This window comes from Mycobacterium mantenii, assembly GCF_010731775.1.
In the GTDB taxonomy this organism is placed as follows: Bacteria; Actinomycetota; Actinomycetes; order Mycobacteriales; family Mycobacteriaceae; genus Mycobacterium; species Mycobacterium mantenii.
The window spans coordinates 4557866-4574642 of record NZ_AP022590.1; the positions used below are offsets into that span (position 1 = coordinate 4557866).

A 16777-nucleotide genomic window follows, 5' to 3' on the forward strand; every position below is an offset into this window, starting at 1 on the left:
TCAGGCCACCTCGATGACCATCGCGGCGCCCATACCGCCGCCGGCGCACATCGACAGCACGCCGATACCTCCACCGCGCCTGCGCAATTCGTAGATCGCCGAGGTGACCATCCGGGCACCGGTCGCGGCGATCGGGTGGCCGAGGCTGATCCCCGATCCGTAGACGTTCACGATCTCCTCGTCGAGCCCGAGTTCGCGGGCGCATGCCACCGCCTGCGCGGCGAACGCCTCGTTGATCTCGAACAGCGCTACGTCCTCGAGCTTGCGGCCGGCCAACTCCAGCGCCTTGGGAATGGCCTTGATCGGCCCGCTGCCGGTCCGCGTCGGGTCAAGTCCGACCTGCGTCCAGGACAGCACGCTTGCCAGCACGTCCTGCTGGGTGTCCGGGCTGGCCAGTGCCACCACCGCCGCGGCATCGTTGATGCCGGAGGAGTTTCCTGCCGTCACCGTGAAGCCTTCGATCTCGGGGTGCAGCACTTTCAGCGCGGTCAGCGACTCCATCGAGCTTCCTCGCCGCGGATGCTCGTCTGCAGCGAACGTGATCGTGCTGCCGTCGGCCTGGGCGACCTCGAGGGGGATGATCTCGTCGATGAATGAACCCGCGTCGATGGCCTTGATTGCCCGCTGATGGCTGCGTAACGCCCACTCGTCCTGATCTTCGCGGGTGATCCCGTACTGCACGTTGCAGTTGTGCGCGACGGTGATTGACATGTCCATGGCGGGCGCTTCCGCGGTCGGCGGATGCGACTCGGGGAACCACTGCTCGTAGTCCTCGGGTGACTTGCCCGTGGTGAAGAGCTTGCGCTTCTGCATGATGGGGCCGGTCGACAACGACTCCATACCGCCGGCGAGGATGGCGCGGCTCATCCCGGAGGCGATCTGCCCGGCACCCACAGCGATGGCCGAGAGGCTCGATGCGCACTGGCGGTTGACGGCGAGTCCGGGAACATCGAGCAGCCCGAGGGCCACCGCGATGTAGCGGGCGCTGTCGCCGCCGCCTTGCATGCTCTCGGCCAGCACCAGGTCGTCGAAGTCTGCCGCGTCCAGTCCGGAGCGTTCGACGACGGCCTGTAGGACGGGCTTGGCCAGCTCGATGGCTGGCATGTTGGCGAGTGTGCCCTTGCGCGCCGTTCCGATCGGTGTGCGGGCAGCGGCCACGATCGCTGCGCGTGACGTGGTGGTGGCCATGTGTCTCCCAAGAGCGTCAGGGTGGATGGGCTGGTTGCCCGATGAGCGAGGCCAGTCTATACCGTTAAATAGATATCGATATATCAAGCCATGTCGACGTGGGGAGCAACCCGTGAAGGTGATCAAGTCCGTGGATGATGCGCTCGCGACGATCGGGGAGGAACTCGGCGTCAGCCGGTGGGTGGACATCGACCAGGACCGGATCGATTCTTTCGCCGACGTCACGATGGACCACCAGTGGATCCACGTGGACGTCGAGAAGGCCCAGGCCGAAAGCCCGTACGGCGCAACGATTGCGCACGGCTTCCTCACGCTCTCGCTGATACCTGGTGTGAGCAAGGACAACTACCGCGTCGAGAACGCCAAGATGGGCATCAACTACGGCCTGAACAAGGTGCGGTTTCTCTCCGCGGTCACCGCCGGCAGCCGCATCCGGGTCCGGTCGGAGCTAACGGACGCCGCCAAGGTCGCCGACGACACCGTGAACCTGACCGTGCGTCACACCGTGGAGATCGACGGCGTCGACAAACCCGCCGCGGTCGCCGAACTGATCGCTAGGTTCGTCTGGTGACTGGTGGCCCGTTCGAAGGCAGAGCCGTCCTCACCGGAGCCGGCAAGTCGCAGGTTGGCCGGCGGCTGGGCCGAACGGGACTGGATCTCACGCTCGAGGCGGTGCAGCGGGCGATAGCCGACGCGGGGCTGAGCATCGACGACGTGGACGGGATCGCCAGCTACCCGGGGCCGGGCGTGCCCGACGCCGGATTCTCCGGGGCCACCGTCCAGGAGGTCCGCAACGCACTCGGACTGCGCTCCCGCTGGTACATCTCGGCGATGGAGACCGGCGGGCAGATCGGCCCGGCGATCGAGGCCTGCATGGCGGTCAGTCTCGGGCTGGCCAACCACGTTGTGGTCTACCGGTCGGTATGGGAATCCACCGCCGCGCAGCAGGCCGGCGGCGGCCGCGCCTCGGTGCTGTTCGGTGGCGGGGAATTGCCACCGCACCTGGAGTGGACGGCGCCTTTTGGCGCATTGTCGGCGGCGAACTGGCTGGCGATGCCCGCCCAGCGCTACATGCACGACTTCGGTCTGACCCGCGAGCATCTAGGCCGTATCGCGATCAACGCCCGCACCAACGCCGGACTCAACCCCGATGCGATCTACCGCGAACCGATGACGATGGACGACTACCTCGGCGCGCGGATGATCTCCGAGCCGCTGTGCCTCTATGACTGCGACGCGCCCTGCGACGGCGCCACCGCTGTGATCGTGTCCCGTCGTGACGCCGCCAACGGCTTACCGCGGCACCCACTGACGGTGGAATCCGTCGGGCCCGGCATGTTCGAACGGGCGACCTGGGATCAGCGGTCGGACATCACCACGATGGCCGCCCACGACTCGGCTGCCACGCTGTGGGAGCACACCACTCTGACTCCCCCCGACGTCGACATGGCCCAGCTATATGACGGTTTTACCTTTTTGACCGTGATGTGGCTGGAAGCGATGGGCTTCTGCGAGCACGGTAAGGTCGGCGAATTCCTGGGCGACGGTTCGCCTATCGCACTGGACGGTACGCTGCCGATCAACACCAGTGGCGGGCAACTCTCCGGCGGTCGACTGCACGGGATGGGCTTCCTGCACGAGGCATGTGTGCAGATGTGGGGCGAGGGCGGCGATCGCCAGGCACCCCGCCTTCCCGAGGTGGTGGCGGTCGGTGTGGGCGGCGGGCCGGTCGCCGGCTCGATGCTGTTGAGCAGCCGGTAGGGCGATGGCCGCGGTCGACGGCGTACCACTGGGTGACATCGCCAGCGGCAAAGTCGACAAGAAGCGACTGCGGGCCGATCTCAAGGACGCAGTAACGAACGGCGCAGAAGGTTGACCATCAACACTGCGGACTGCTCGTCGCTGGCCGGCGTGCTTGCCGCCGTCGGCTCGGTCATCCGGCCCAGGACCGCCACGAACACCGCACCCGCCACGTCGGGGTCGATGCCGGCGGGGAGGTCCACGGTGGACAGCAGCGCGGCGACCGCCTGGTGGATCGCGCCGATGCCGTGGTCGACATCCGCACCCGAGAGCTGTTCTGCCACAGTGCCGTCGAACCATGCCCGGATGACACCGCGGTAGGCGCGATGGAATCGGACGTAGCCGAGCATCCATTCGGTCAGCGCATCGCCGGCCATAGCCGGCAGGGCGGCGGCGTGCGTCTCGATCTCGGCGACCGCTCGGCGGGTCAGTTCGGCCAGGATCGTGTCCTTGGTGCTGAAGTACCGGTACAACGTCGCGCGGCTGACGTCGGCAGCGGCCGCGATGTCCTCCATGCTGACGGCGTAGTAGCCGCGTTCGGCGAACAAAGCCGAGCTGACCGACAGCACGTCTTGCGGAACCGGCGAGCCCGACACGTCGATCGGCGCAGGTGTTGCCGCGGCACCGTTGATGGCGCGGGGTGTTGTTCGCTCGCCCCGGTTTGTTGCTTGCGGTCTAACCGCCTGCAAAACGTCGGTCGGGGTCTCAGGAAACAGCATCAGCTGCAATGCGACGGTCAACGACCACGTCACGGTCCTGCGAGCGGGCAACGGGAACATGGCTCGGTAGGCGTAGAGGTGAACCATGTGGGGGATACGTCCCAATGCTGCCGCCGCGTCGTCGGGGTCCAGATCCCGCAGGTGCGTCCTACGCAGCCGATCGGTGACTGTGTTGTGAAACTGGTCGGCTGCCGCGCTGGCATCGATCACCGATAATCCGGTGGCCGTTCCGATCCCCGGGAACTCGGCGAATACCGCAGCGTGGGCGTCGTAGAGGTCGGCCCATTCGACCAGCCATCGGTGCAGCGACTCGACACCCTCGACAGTCGGGCCGAGCCCGCGGAGGTGTTCGCCGTGCGCAAGCACATCGTGCTCGGCGAGCGCACTCAGTTCGCGGAAGATCTCCTCCTTGCCGGCGAAATACTGATAAACGGTCGCGCGGGAGGCGTTAGCGGCCTTGGCAATGGCATCAAGCGAGGTGGCGTGGAATCCGTTGGCAAGGAACACTTCCGCGGCGCACCTGAGGATGCGGTCGCGGGTATGCAGCCCGCGTCGCCCCACCCCGGCATTGGCGGCAGGGGCATATCCGGGGCGCCGCAGCTTGTCGGGAGTGCGGGCCATGTCAGAAGTAGCCGACACGCTCATCGGGCTGACGGCGCTCCGGGCAGGTTGCGCTTGGCCTTGCCGGGATAGCCGAAGAACTTTTCGAAGTTGGCATCGTTGATGGGCTGCGCGCTGTTGCGGGCTGCAGCTGACCGCAGCGCCTCCAGGCGTGCTTCGGCCTTCTCGAGAGCATCCACCGGACCGGACTGCGCGAGGCGCCGCACCTCCCTCTCGGCGGCGGCGACCTCGAGACGAAGCCGCTCGCCCGCCTCGCCGAAGGTCAACAGGTCGTGGTCATCTTCGTCAACTTTGTCGCGGCCCGCGTCGTCGGCGGGTGGGTCCGTGGGTTCCATGTCGCGCCTCTCAACGTCTAGACGAATGTGGCGTGCCTCATATAGTCTGTGAGACGAACCGTCAGAAAACAAGACGATTTGTCAGAAAAGACGACAGCTCGTCCGATGCGAAGGAGCATCATGCCGCTTCAGGATGACCACCAGATCGTGTCCGTCGACGACCACTTGGTCGAGCACCCGCGGGTGTGGCAGGACCGGTTGCCGAAGAAGTACCTCGAACAGGGTCCGCGCATCGTCGAGGAAAACGGCATGCATCTGTGGCACTACGACGGGCAGGTCTTTCCGACTATCGGCCTGAACGCGGTCGCCGGCAAACCGCCGGAGGAGTGGGGCATGGACCCGGTCCGCTACGAAGACATGATTCCGGGCTGCTACGACCCTGTCGCCCGGGTCGCCGACATGGACCTCGACGGTGTGCAGTCGGCGTTGTGCTTCCCGTCGTTCCCCGGCTTCGGCGGCGGCACGTTCCAGCGTGCCGAGGATAAAGACCTGGCGCTGCTGTGCACCAAGGCGTGGAACGACTTCTACATCGACGAGTGGTGCGCGGTGGCGCCCGAGCGCTATATCCCGCTGGCGATCCTGCCGACCTGGGATATCGACGCATGTGTGGTCGAGGCAGAGCGCGTCGCCGCCAAGGGTGCACGCACGATCTCGTTCCCGGATAGCCCGGTACCGCTGGGTCTGCCGTCGTTCCACTCCGATCACTGGGACGGCTTGTGGCGGGTCTGCTCGGACGCCAAGATGCCGGTGTCGCTGCACTTCGGGTCCGGTTCCTTCGTGCCGGGTTTCTCGTTCTCCACGATCAAGCCGGTCCCGGGTCAGATGGCGGTGCCCGACGCGCCTTTCGCGGTCGCGACGGCACTGTTCTCCACGAACCTGATGTGGTCGACGGTCGACCTGCTGTTCTCGGGCAAGCTCCAACAGTTCCCCGATTTACAGATTTCGCTGGCTGAGGGCGGCATCGGTTGGGTGCCTTACATCCTGGAGCGAACCGACTACGTGTGGGAGCGGCACCGCTACTACCAGAACATCGACTTCGACACCCGTCCGTCGGATCTGTTCCGCAAGCACTTCTGGGGCTGCTTCATCGACGACGAGCACGGTCTGAAGAACCGGCACAGCATCGGCATCGACCGGATCACGCTCGAGATCGACTTCCCGCATAGCGATTCCAACTGGCCGAACTCACGCAAGCGCGCCGCCGAGGTACTCGCGGATGTGCCCGACGACGAGTGCAAGCTGATCGTCGAGGAGAACGCCCGCCGAATGCTGAACTTCCCGCGGGTCAAAGCCGGCGATCGGCAACTCGCCGGCGTCTAGAGGCTGCCTCGCGATACCAATTGCGCGGCAATGACGTTGCGCTGGATTTCGTTGGTGCCTTCGCCGACGATCATGAGAGGTGCGTCGCGGAAGTAGCGCTCGACGTCGTATTCGGTGGAGTATCCGTAGCCGCCGTGGATTCGGACGGCGTTGAGTGCTATCTCCATGGCCACCTCCGACGCGAACAGCTTGGCCATCCCGGCCTCCATGTCGCATCGTTCGCCGCTGTCGTACTTCTCGGCGGCGTAGCGGGTGAGTTGGCGCGCCGCAGTCAGTTTGGTGGCCATGTCCGCCAGATAGTTCCCCACCGACTGGTGCTTCCAAATCGGCTGCCCGAAGCTCTGCCGCTCCTGTGCGTATTTCAGCGCGTCCTCGAGGGCTGCGCTAGCCACCCCCAGCGCCCGCGACGCCACCTGAATACGGCCCGTCTCAAGGCCTTTCATCATCTGCGCGAATCCTTCGCCCGGCTCGTCTCCGAGGATCGCCGAGGCCGGTACGCGGCAGTCGTCGAACGACAGCTCGCAGCTTTCCACGCCCTTGTAACCGAGCTTGGGGAGGTCGCGTGAAACCGTGAGGCCACGACCGTGCTCGACCAGGACGATTGAAATGCCCCTATGGCGGGGCGCGGCTCGTGGATCTGTCTTGCACAGCAGTGCGATGAGGCCGGACCTGCGGGCGTTACTTATCCAGGTCTTCGCGCCGTTGATCACCAGTTCGTTGCCATCGGCGCGCGCGGTGGTAGTCATCGCCTGCAGGTCCGAACCGCCGCCAGGTTCGGTGAGCGCCATCGTGGCACGTAACTCCCCGCTCGCCATCTGAGGCAGATATTTTTGTCGCTGTTCTTCGTTGCCGTACAACGAGATCAGCTTCGCGACCACGGTGTGGCCGCCCATCGCGCCGGCCAGGCTCATCCAGCCGCGGGCCAATTCCTCGGTCACCCTCACATAGCAAGGCATCGATACCGGCGAACCGCCGTACTCCTCTGGCACGGCAAGCCCGAAGATCCCGATGCGCTTCATCTGCTCGATCCACGCTTCCGGGTACTCGTTCGCGTGCTCGAGTTCGCGGACCGTGGGCTTGACGTCGCGATCGATGAAGGTCCGCACGGTATCGACCAGCATGGTCTCTTCGTCGTTGAGCGCGAGTGTCATTTGCAGCTTCCCTCTTACCGGACATGACTGTCAGAATCAGCGAACCAAATGGGGTCGATCGTCACTAATATGCACCAAAACGGCATATTTTCCAACCTTGTATATCAACACTGATGTCAGAAGGTCTGCGGTCTAGAAGACTCTGCAATTAGTTAAAGCTTTAGCCTTATGCTGACAGCTTGGACGAGACCGTGCGTCAGCGAGACGGTCGAGCGGAGGAGGACGTATGAAGGTTCGTCTCGAGCAGTCGAAGTGCGTGGGTCATGCCCAGTGCTACGCCGTCGACCCGAAGTTGTTCCCGATCGACGACTCGGGCTACTCCATCCTCGAGGAGCACGAGGTGCGGCCAGAAGACGAGCAACTCACCCGGGACGGGGTAGCCGCATGCCCCGAACTCGCGCTGATTCTCGAGGATGACTGACGGGAGTGCTTGCCAAGTGGGCGCAGTAACCGGCACACTGCTGACATAGTTAACCAGGTTGCCTTTGTGGAGTGTCATGCAGACAGCTGATTGGCGTCCCCGGCTCGAGTCGCTACTCGACGACTTCTGTCGTCGCCAGGACGACATAGCGCGCAACGGCGTCAAACCCGACCGCATCGAGGCGGCGCGCGCGTGGCACGCCGAACTCGTCGACCACCACCTGGCGGCGCCGGGGTGGCCGCGCGAGGTCGGCGGACTCGACCTCACGCTGCAGGACCAGCTGGATTACTACCGGATGACGACGGATGCGGGCGCGCCGCCACACCCGTGTCCGCTGTCGTTCATCGTCGCCCCCACCCTCATCGCGCACGGCACGCAGGAACAGAAGGATCGATTCCTGACGCCGTTGCTGCGCGCGGACGAATTCTGGTGTCAAGGTTTTTCCGAACCTGGGGCGGGCAGCGACCTGTCGTCGCTGTCCACCCGCGCCGTCCGCGACGGCGACGTGTACCGGGTGACGGGTCAGAAGGTGTGGACCTCGATGGCCGACCGCGCCGATTGGATGTTCGCGCTGGTTCGGACGGGCTCCGGTGACAAGCCATCGGACGGGATCACTTATCTGCTGATCCCGATGGACAGCCCGGGAATCACCGTGCGCCCGCTGCGCGACATCAGCGGCGCGGCGCACTTCGCCGAGGTCTTCCTCGACGACGTGGCGGTGCCGGTCGAGAACGTGGTCGGGGACGAGGGCGCGGGCTGGTCGATCATGCGAACCTCGTTGGGCCACGAGCGGGCTACCGCTTTTCTGGCTGACGAGTTCAAGTACCGCCGCACGGTCGACCGGGTGATCGATCTCGTTGTCTCCCAAGGGCTCGACGAAAACCCGCAGGTCCGCCAGGACGTCGCGCGGCTGGAATCGGGGGTTCGCACCATCGCCGCCAACAGCGCCCGCGCATTGGCCGCGGTGCTGCGCGGCGAGGATCCCGGCGGGGTGGCATCGGTGAACCGATTGGTGAAGTCGGAGTTCGAGCAGCACATGCATGCGCTGGCCCTGCGCGCGGCCGGTCCCTATGCGGCGCTGGGCAGCCGGGCGCCCGACGCCGTCGACGGCGGGCGTTGGACGTTCGGCTACCTGATGAGCCGGGCGACCACGATCGGCGCGGGAACCGCAGAGATTCAACGCAACACCATCGCCGAGAGCGTGCTCGGACTGCCGTCGCACCGCGGCGAGGGCACCCGGGCAGCTGCCGTCACGCCCGGGGCCCCACTCGCCGTGCCCGAGGAAGACGAACGCGAGCTGCGGGAGGTGCTGGCCGCGGCACTTCGGGCCAAGGTAGACGTGGCAAAATTGCTCGACCGCAAGCGTCCCGTCGATGCGACCGAACCCGAAGTGTGGTCGGCGCTCGTCGAATTCGGCCTACCGGGTCTGGCGGTCGATGAATCGCTGGGCGGCGGCGGCGCTCGACCGCGGCTACTGTACGCCGCCATCGAGGAGGCTGCCAAGGCACTGGCTCCTGCGCCACTGGTTCCGACGGTGACCGCGCTCGACGTCGCACTGCAGTGTGGCGCAAAGGCTTTGGTGCAGCGGATCGCGAGCGGTACAGCTGCTGCGTTCGCCGTTCCGGTGAACGACAGCGGCTGGGTGACCAGCGGCCTTGATTTGCCCGAGTGGGACGGTGCGGGTGTTTCCGGCGTGATCCCGATCGTGGCGGGAGCACCGAACGCCGAAGTGCTGGTGGTACTTGCTCGCTTCGCGGGCGGCGCCGGTGAGGTTTTGGTGGCCGTCGACGCGTCGGCCGACGGTGTTGACGTGGCGGCCCATCAGCCGCTCGACATCACCGGCACCATCGGCGCGGTGACCTTCAGCCGGGCAGCGGGGGAGGTGCTGGCCGACGGCACCGACGTGCCCCCGGTGCTACGCGACGCCCACCGCCAGGCGGCGCTGGCGGTGGGGGCGGATTCCGTCGGGGTTGCGTCGCGTGCGTTGGCGATGGCCGTTCAGTGGGCAGGCGAACGCCATCAGTTCGGCCGTGCCATCGGTAGCTTTCAGGCGATCTCGCATCGGTGTGCGGACATGTTGGTCGCGCTGGAGGGGGCGCGCAGCCAAGTGCTGGCCGCGGCCGAGGCCGACCTCGAAAAGTCAGGATATCTGGCGGATCTGGCCACGGCGGCCGCGCTCGATGCCGGGGTGATAGCCACCGAGGGTGCGTTGCAGATCCACGGCGGCATCGGCTTCACCTGGGAACACCCGATCCACCTGCTGCTGCGCCGCGCTCAGGCCAACTCCGCGTTGATCGGCCGTGCTGACGCGCTGCGAGACCGGGCTGCCGGCGAACTGTTGGCGCTGAGCCGCTAAGACGTCACATCGAACAGGAAGACGCAACGTGGAATACGGTATGGGTCCCGAGTTGGAGGCCTTCCGCGCCGAGGTACGGGCCTTCATCGCTGAGCATGCACCGCCCATCCCGCCGCGAGCGGGCGTACGAAGCGCCGAGAACGAAGCCGAGCTCAAGGCGCTTCAGGACTGGACGGCGCGCCTGTTCGAAGCCGGCTACGTCGGCGCGGACTGGCCCGCGGAGTTCGGCGGCCGCGAGGATCGCTCCGCGGAACACGCCATCGTGGTGGGCGAGGAGCTGGCCCGGGCCGCGGTGCCGGGCGTGCCGAGCGGCAACGCCCTGGCGTCGCATGCGCTGATTCACTACGGCACCGATGACCAGCGCCGCAGGCATCTGCCCGAGATCCGGGCGGGTCGACAGCTGTGGTGCCAACTGTTCAGTGAGCCCGGCGCCGGAAGTGATCTGGCGTCGCTGCGCACCCGCGCAGTTCTCGACGGCGACACTTACACCGTCAACGGGCAGAAGGTGTGGACCACCGACGGGCACTGGGCCGATTACGGATATCTGTTGGCGCGCACCGATGCCGACGCCCCTAAGCACAAGGGCATCAGTGCGTTCATCCTCGACATGTCCAGCCCCGGCATCACGGTCCGCCCGCTGCGCGAGCTGACCGGTACCTCGGACTTCAACGAGGTCTTCTTCGATTCCGTCGAGGTGCCGGCCGAGGCGATGATCGGCGAACCAGGACAGGGCTGGGCGATCGCGAACGCCACGCTGGGACACGAACGCACCAGCGTGGGCGCCGCGGTCGTCAAGCTGAGGCTGGCCATCGACGGACTGGTCGCACTCGCCTCGGACGTCACCCTCGACGGTCGCCCCGCGATCGAGAGCGATCGGGTTCGCGATCGGATCGGCGAGTTCAGCGCCGAGGTCGAGGCGCTCTCGGCGCTGACGTACGCCAACCTCACGCGTTGGCTGCGCGGCACCGAACGCATGCACGACGGCGCGATGGCCAAGCTGATGTTCAGCGAGCTGAACCTTGAGATGGCGCGCTTCGCCGTCGAACTCGGCGGCGAGGCAGGCGTCTTGGTGGAGGGCGACCCGGGTGTCCTCGACGGCGGTCGTTGGCAGGACGAGTGGCTGTACGCCCGGGCCTACACGATCGCCGGTGGCAGTTCGGAAATCATGCGCAACCTGATCGCGGAGCGGGGCTTGGCGCTGCCGCGGGATCGGCGCTGAATGTCAGGCGCTGAGCAGCGCCGCGCGGTGTTCGGCGACGCTCCCGTTGAAGGCCTCGTCGACCTTGATCCGCCGAAGAAACAGGTGCAGATCGTGTTCCCAGGTGAAGCCGATGCCGCCGTGTACCTGCAGAGCCGTGCCGGCCACCTTGGCAGCGGCCGACTTTGTGTATGCCGCCGCCGCGGACGCGGCCCGGGACCGTGCGGCCGGCGGCGCGGTGTCCAACGCGAGAGCCGCGGCCCACAGGCTGGCCCTGCTCGCTTCGACAGCGACGACCATGTCGGCGCAATGATGCTTGACCGCCTGAAACGACCCGATCGGCGCGCCGAACTGTTCGCGCTGCCCCGCGTAAGAGACCGTCATGTCGAGCAGCCGGGCCGCCGCGCCCAGCGCGTCGAAGGCCCGGTGTACCGCCAACGCGTCGCGCACAAATGCCAATGTGCCGGCGGGCAACTGGGTCCAGTCGGCGATCGTCGCGTCGAGGTCCAATCGCGCCCACGAACGGCTCAGATCGAGCGTCGACATCGCCGACAGCGTCGGGGCATTCAGAACCGCCAGGTACTCGCCGTCGCCGACCTGACCGGTCACCGCGATGGAGTCCATGTCGGCGGCCATCGGCACGGGGCGGGTGAGACCGGTCAGCCGCAGCGCATCGCCGTCGACGCCGGCGTCCGGACCAAGCGCCACTCCGGTCAGCTCGCCACCGGCGGTGCGCGCGTCGACCTGGTCGAGCAGCCACGCGGCGATGTTCAGATCGGCGACCGGAAGCGAGCCAGCGGCGTATCCGTGCGCCTCGGTCACGACGGCGAGATCCACATGGGTGCCGCCCATTTCGGACGTGAGCAGCGCCAGCAGACCCGATTCCGCGGCATGGGCCACCGCTGCGGGGTCGACGGTGACAGGCGCCGCGTCCAGTGTCGCGCGGACCCTGGCGACGGGGTCGTTCTTGGTGAGCCAGGCGCGCTCCGCCGCGGCGAGTTGATCCTGTTCGTCCGTCAAGCCGAAGTCCATCGTGGGCCCTTCTACTAAGTTGACCTAGTAAACCATGTCCTCTAGGTTCAGATGACAGGCTTTCGCCGCGAAAGCCGATTCGGAAAGTGACGATGACGAGCATCCACGACGCACTGGGCCGGCTCTGGGACGCCAACGACCACGACCGCATGGTGGAGTGCAACGGACGCTGGGTGTCCTGGGGTTCCGTTCGGTCGCTCATCGAGCGGATCGACGACGAACTCACCGCCGCCGGGTGTCAGACAGGTGGCCGAGTCGCCGTCGTGCTGCCCAATCGAATGGAGTCCGTGGCGGCTCTCATCGCCATCCTGCGGGGCGGGCGCACGCTGGTGACCCTCAGCCCGCTGCAGCCGCCGGACAGGCTGAGCGACGACCTTGCTGCATCCGGCGTGTCCTTCGTCCTTGGGCCGGCTGCGTTGTGGTCCAACGAGGTGTTCAACCGCGCCGTCGCCGATCTCGGCGCGACCGGCTGGACGCTCGACGACGGCGAACTCGCCATCCGGGTACGGGGCACCAAGAACGCGGTCAGTGGCGATCCAGCGGTAGCCATCGAGATGCTGACATCGGGCACGACGGGCGCTCCGAAGCGCATCCCCTTGACCCGCGCGCAACTGGAGGCTTCCCTCGCGTCGGCGTTGCAGCACAACGACCGCGCCGACGCCAGGACCAAACCCCCGTTGTCGGGCACCGTGGGCCTGGTGACGTTGCCCATCGTGCACATCGGTGGGCTGTGGTCGCTGTTGCAGTCGCTGGTCGCGGCCCGTCCGATCGCGATGCTCGATCGATTCACGGTGCCGGGCTGGCACGCCGTGGTGAAGCAGTACCGGCCCGCGGTGGCAGGACTGCCCCCGGCGGCCATGCGATCGGTGCTCGACTCCGACATCCCGCGGGAGGATTTGGCGAGCATCCGCGCCATCAACGCGGGCACCAGTCCCGTCGACCCCGGATTGGTCGATGCATTCTTCGAGCGGTACGGCATCCCTATCCTCGTCGTCTACGGCGCGACCGAGTTTTCCGGCGCGGTGGCCGGTTGGACCGTCAAGGACTTCCATACGCGTTGGGCCGACAAGAAGGGCAGCGTCGGACGCGCCTTCCCCGGCGTGCAGCTGCAGGTCGTCGGAGAGGACGGCGCGGTCCTCGGCGTCAACGAGAGCGGCAGGCTGCAGGTTGCCACGCTGCAGGCCGGCGGTGCCGGAGACTGGATCACGACGAGCGACCTGGCGCACCTCGACGCCGACGGCTTCCTCTACATCGACGGCCGCGCCGACGACGTGATCGTGCGCGGCGGTTTCAAGGTGTCTCCGGAGACGGTCGTCCGCGCGCTGCGTGCGCACCCGGCGGTCGCAGATGCCGCCGTCGCGCCCATGCCGGATCAGCGGTTGGGCCAGATTCCAGTTGCCGCAGTCGAATTGCGTCCTGAAGCGACCACCGATGGCGAGGCGCTACGCGAACACTGCCGGGCCATCCTGACCCCGTATGAGGTGCCGGCCCGCATCTTGGTCGTCGACGAGTTGCCCCGCGGAGCGGCGCTCAAGGTCGACCGTCGCAGGCTGCTCACGATGCTCGAGGATCTTGGCTTGCCGACCGTCCAGCCGGCCGGAGCCGGCTGAAAACGCGCATCACCCAACCGCATTGACCTGGAAGGAAATGTTATGACCGAAACTGCGACCGACGTGGCGAGCCTGGCGGCCCGCGTTGAGCGGCGCGGCAACGTCTCCTTGATCACCATCAACCGGCCCGACGCGCGCAACGCCGTCAACGGGGCGGTGAGCACGATCGTCGGCAGCGCGCTCGAAGAGGCGCAGCGCGATCCGGAAGTGTGGGCGGTCGTCATCACCGGTGCGGGCGATAAGTCCTTCTGTGCCGGAGCGGATCTCAAGGCCATCTCGCGGGGCGAGAACCTCTACCACGCCGAGCACCCCGAATGGGGCTTCGCCGGCTACGTGCATCACTTTATCGACAAACCCACGATTGCCGCAGTGAACGGCACTGCACTCGGAGGTGGCTCCGAGCTCGCCCTCGCAAGCGATCTGGTGATCGCCTGCCAGAGCGCGAGTTTCGGACTTCCTGAGGTGAAGCGTGGCCTGATCGCCGGGGCGGGCGGCGTGTTCCGGATCGTCGAGCAGCTGCCGCGCAAGATCGCGTTGCAGCTGGTGTTGACCGGTGAGCCGATGACAGCGGCCGACGCCCTGCGGTGGGGCCTGATCAACGAAGTCGTGCCGGACGGAACTGTCGTGGAGGCCGCCCTGGCACTCGCTGGGCGGATCACCTGCAACGCGCCCCTATCGGTACAGGCCAGCAAGCGGGTCGCCTACGGTGCCGACGCGGGCATCGTCGCCGCGGAAGAACCCAAGTGGGACCGTACCAAGCGAGAGTTCACCGAGCTGTTGAAATCCGACGATGCCAAGGAAGGCCCGCGGGCCTTCGCGGAGAAGCGTCAACCTGAATGGAAGGCACGTTGAGAATGGCGGAGAGTGCGGGACGCGTAGCAGGAAAAGTCGTTCTGGTGACCGGCGGTGCCCGCGGTCAGGGCCGCAGCCACGCGGTCAAGCTGGCCGAGGAGGGTGCGGACATCATCCTCTTCGACATCTGTCACGACATCGAGACCAATGAGTACCCGCTGGCGACACCGCGTGATCTCGAAGAAGCCGGTCTGGAGGTCGAGAAGACCGGCCGCAAGGCCTACACCGCCGAGGTCGATGTGCGAGACCGGGCGGCGGTAAGCCGCGAACTTGCCAACGCGGTCGCCGAATTCGGCAAACTCGACGTGGTCGTCGCCAATGCGGGCATCTGTCCGCTGGGCGCTCATCTGCCGGTTCAGGCCTTCGCCGATGCTTTCGATGTCGACTTCGTCGGCGTCGTCAACACCGTCCACGCCGCGCTGCCGTACCTGAAGTCCGGCGCGTCGATCATCACCACCGGGTCGATCGCCGGCCTCATCGCGGCCGTACAACCCCCCGGGGCTGCTGGCCCGCAGGGCCCCGGCGGGGCGGGCTACAGCTACGCCAAGCAGCTGGTGGATTCCTACACGTTGCAGCTCGCCGGGCAACTGGCGCAGAAATCCATCCGCGCCAACGTCATTCATCCCACGAACGTAAACACATCGATGCTCAACAGTGAGCCGATGTACCGGCAGTTCAGACCGGACCTCGAGGCACCGAGCCGCGACGACGCTCTGCTGGCGTTCCCCGCGATGCAAGCGATGCCCACCCCCTACGTCGAAACCTCGGACATCTCGAACGCGGTCTGTTTCCTGGCCTCTGACGAGTCCCGGTACGTGACGGGGCTGCAGTTCAAGGTCGACGCCGGTGCAATGCTCAAGTTTTAGGAGGAATCAATGACAACCACCGAGAAGACTGGTGCCGACGCGGCCGCCGAAGAGGGTCGCATCACCGACGAAGACATCGAACGCGCCAAGGGACAGATCGGAATTCCCGTCCATCAGCGCGACGAAGCGTGGCACAAACTGCCGTCGGCGGATGGCATCACGCACTTCGCCTTCGGCTGTGGTGACGACAACCCGTTGTTCCATGATCCGACGTACGGGCCGTCGACGCGCTGGCACGGCCAGATCGCGTCGCCGACCTTCCCGATCGCGACGGGCCTGGATCAGACCCCGAAGTTCACCGATCCGGAGCGAAAGAAGCTGTTCCGGGGGCTCTTTCGCGGTACCGGCAAGTACTACTCGGGGGTGAAGTGGACGTGGTACCGCCCGATCTACGCGGGTCGGCCGGTGTTGGCGGAGAACTACACGCTCGACGTCCAGGTGAAGGAGAGCGAATTCTCCGGTGGGCGTTCGGTCAAGGAAACCTACCGCTATCTCTACGTCGACATCGACGGCAACCCGATCGCCACCCGCGACGAGTCGTACATCAACGCCGAGCGCCACGGCTCGAAAAAGTCCGGCAAGCTCAAGGACATTCAGCGCAAGCACTGGACTCCCGAGGAGTTCGCTCAGGTCGAGGAAGAGTACGAGGCAGAAGTACGGCGAGGCGCCGATCCGCAATGGTGGGAGGACGTCTCCGTCGGCGACGAACTTCCGGGAATCATCAAGGGCCCGTTGACCGTCGTCGACATCATCTCCATGCACATGGGATGGGGCTGGGGCGGCTACGGCGTGGGGCCACTGAAGTTCGCTCACCAGTTACGCAAGCGGATGCCCGCCTTCTACCAGCCCGACGAGTACGGCGTCCCCGACGTCGTGCAACGACTGCACTGGGACGCCGAACGCGCTCAGGCACTGGGTATCCCGGCACCGTACGACTACGGCCAGATGCGCGCCGCGTGGGTGAGCCACCTGCTGACGAACTGGATCGGCGACGACGGCTGGCTGGCCGAGATGGACCTGCAGCTGCGCGGCTTCAACTATCACGGAGACGTGCACCGGTGCACCGGCACCGTCACCGCGAAGGGTGACGGCGCCGAAGACCTGGTGTCACTGGACGTCTTTGCCACCAGCCAGCGAGACGAAACCACCACGCGCGGCACCGCCAAGGTATTGTTGCCGTCCAAGACATCCGGCGCGGTGGTGCTGCCGGTCCCAGATGCCGAACTGAGAAGGCGTGGTGCCCAGGTTGTTTCGCGGGTATCCGGCAAGGTCGGTGAAGAGATGCGACGACTGTATGGAGAGTGAGAG

General features: G+C 66.2%; 15 protein-coding genes. 10 read left to right on the forward strand and 5 right to left on the reverse strand.

Annotated elements, in window-relative coordinates:
- Positions 1-1188 (reverse strand): thiolase family protein, encoded by a 1188-nt coding sequence (locus tag G6N50_RS20610; RefSeq protein WP_083094534.1) that lies wholly within the window; start codon positions 1186-1188, stop codon positions 1-3.
- Positions 1189-1300: 112 nt separating this feature from the next.
- On the opposite strand from G6N50_RS20610, the gene G6N50_RS20615 reads away from it, so the two are divergent.
- Both G6N50_RS20615 and G6N50_RS20620 read left to right on the forward strand, forming a co-directional pair.
- Positions 1301-1759: a MaoC family dehydratase gene (locus tag G6N50_RS20615; protein ID WP_083094533.1), complete on the forward strand. Its 459-nt coding sequence runs from the start codon at positions 1301-1303 to the stop codon at positions 1757-1759.
- Entirely contained in the window at positions 1756-2949 is a 1194-nt protein-coding gene (locus tag G6N50_RS20620; protein ID WP_083094532.1) for a thiolase family protein, read from the forward strand. The genes G6N50_RS20615 and G6N50_RS20620 overlap by 4 nt, the downstream gene beginning before the upstream one ends.
- Before the next feature lie 80 nt (positions 2950-3029).
- On the opposite strand, the gene G6N50_RS20625 is transcribed toward G6N50_RS20620, so the two are convergent.
- On the reverse strand, positions 3030-4352 hold the full coding sequence (locus tag G6N50_RS20625) for a TetR/AcrR family transcriptional regulator (RefSeq protein WP_232068798.1): 1323 nt from the start codon (positions 4350-4352) through the stop codon (positions 3030-3032).
- Positions 4349-4663, reverse strand: coding sequence for an acyl-CoA synthetase (locus G6N50_RS20630; protein WP_083094530.1), 315 nt, complete (start codon positions 4661-4663; stop codon positions 4349-4351). Before G6N50_RS20630 ends, G6N50_RS20625 begins: the two co-directional genes overlap by 4 nt.
- A 120-nt stretch (positions 4664-4783) precedes the next feature.
- On the opposite strand from G6N50_RS20630, the gene G6N50_RS20635 reads away from it, so the two are divergent.
- Entirely contained in the window at positions 4784-5983 is a 1200-nt protein-coding gene (locus G6N50_RS20635; protein WP_083094529.1) for an amidohydrolase family protein, read from the forward strand.
- Here G6N50_RS20635 and G6N50_RS20640 read toward each other — a convergent pair.
- Positions 5980-7134 (reverse strand): acyl-CoA dehydrogenase family protein, encoded by a 1155-nt coding sequence (locus G6N50_RS20640; RefSeq protein ID WP_083094528.1) that lies wholly within the window; start codon positions 7132-7134, stop codon positions 5980-5982. The genes G6N50_RS20635 and G6N50_RS20640 overlap by 4 nt on opposite strands.
- A gap of 226 nt (positions 7135-7360) precedes the next feature.
- Here G6N50_RS20640 and G6N50_RS20645 point away from each other — a divergent pair, with 226 nt between their 5' ends.
- The 3 genes from G6N50_RS20645 (at position 7361) to G6N50_RS20655 (ending at position 11130) form a co-directional block, all read left to right on the forward strand.
- Complete coding sequence (locus tag G6N50_RS20645) at positions 7361-7555, forward strand: ferredoxin (RefSeq protein ID WP_083094527.1); 195 nt, start codon at positions 7361-7363, stop codon at positions 7553-7555.
- 76 nt (positions 7556-7631) lie between these two features.
- Positions 7632-9911 (forward strand): acyl-CoA dehydrogenase family protein, encoded by a 2280-nt coding sequence (locus G6N50_RS20650; protein ID WP_083094526.1) that lies wholly within the window; start codon positions 7632-7634, stop codon positions 9909-9911.
- 28 nt (positions 9912-9939) lie between these two features.
- The gene (locus G6N50_RS20655) at positions 9940-11130 is read left to right on the forward strand and encodes an acyl-CoA dehydrogenase family protein (protein WP_083094525.1); all 1191 of its coding nucleotides are present in this window, start codon (positions 9940-9942) and stop codon (positions 11128-11130) included.
- Between the two features lie 3 nt (positions 11131-11133).
- Here G6N50_RS20655 and G6N50_RS20660 read toward each other — a convergent pair whose 3' ends face one another.
- Entirely contained in the window at positions 11134-12141 is a 1008-nt protein-coding gene (locus G6N50_RS20660) for an acyl-CoA dehydrogenase family protein (protein WP_083094524.1), read from the reverse strand.
- 92 nt (positions 12142-12233) lie between these two features.
- Between G6N50_RS20660 and G6N50_RS20665 the strand changes: the two genes are divergently transcribed.
- Genes G6N50_RS20665 through G6N50_RS20680 form a run of 4 tightly spaced genes read left to right on the forward strand, consistent with a single transcriptional unit; the run spans position 12234 to position 16774 of the window.
- A complete protein-coding gene (locus tag G6N50_RS20665; protein WP_083094523.1) occupies positions 12234-13751 on the forward strand; it encodes a class I adenylate-forming enzyme family protein in 1518 nt (505 codons plus the stop codon).
- 42 nt (positions 13752-13793) lie between these two features.
- On the forward strand, positions 13794-14603 hold the full coding sequence (locus G6N50_RS20670) for an enoyl-CoA hydratase-related protein (protein WP_083094522.1): 810 nt from the start codon (positions 13794-13796) through the stop codon (positions 14601-14603).
- 2 nt (positions 14604-14605) lie between these two features.
- A complete protein-coding gene (locus G6N50_RS20675; RefSeq protein ID WP_083094521.1) occupies positions 14606-15469 on the forward strand; it encodes a mycofactocin-coupled SDR family oxidoreductase in 864 nt (287 codons plus the stop codon).
- 9 nt (positions 15470-15478) lie between these two features.
- The gene (locus tag G6N50_RS20680; protein WP_083094520.1) at positions 15479-16774 is read left to right on the forward strand and encodes an FAS1-like dehydratase domain-containing protein; all 1296 of its coding nucleotides are present in this window, start codon (positions 15479-15481) and stop codon (positions 16772-16774) included.
- The last annotated feature ends 3 nt before the right edge of the window (positions 16775-16777 follow it).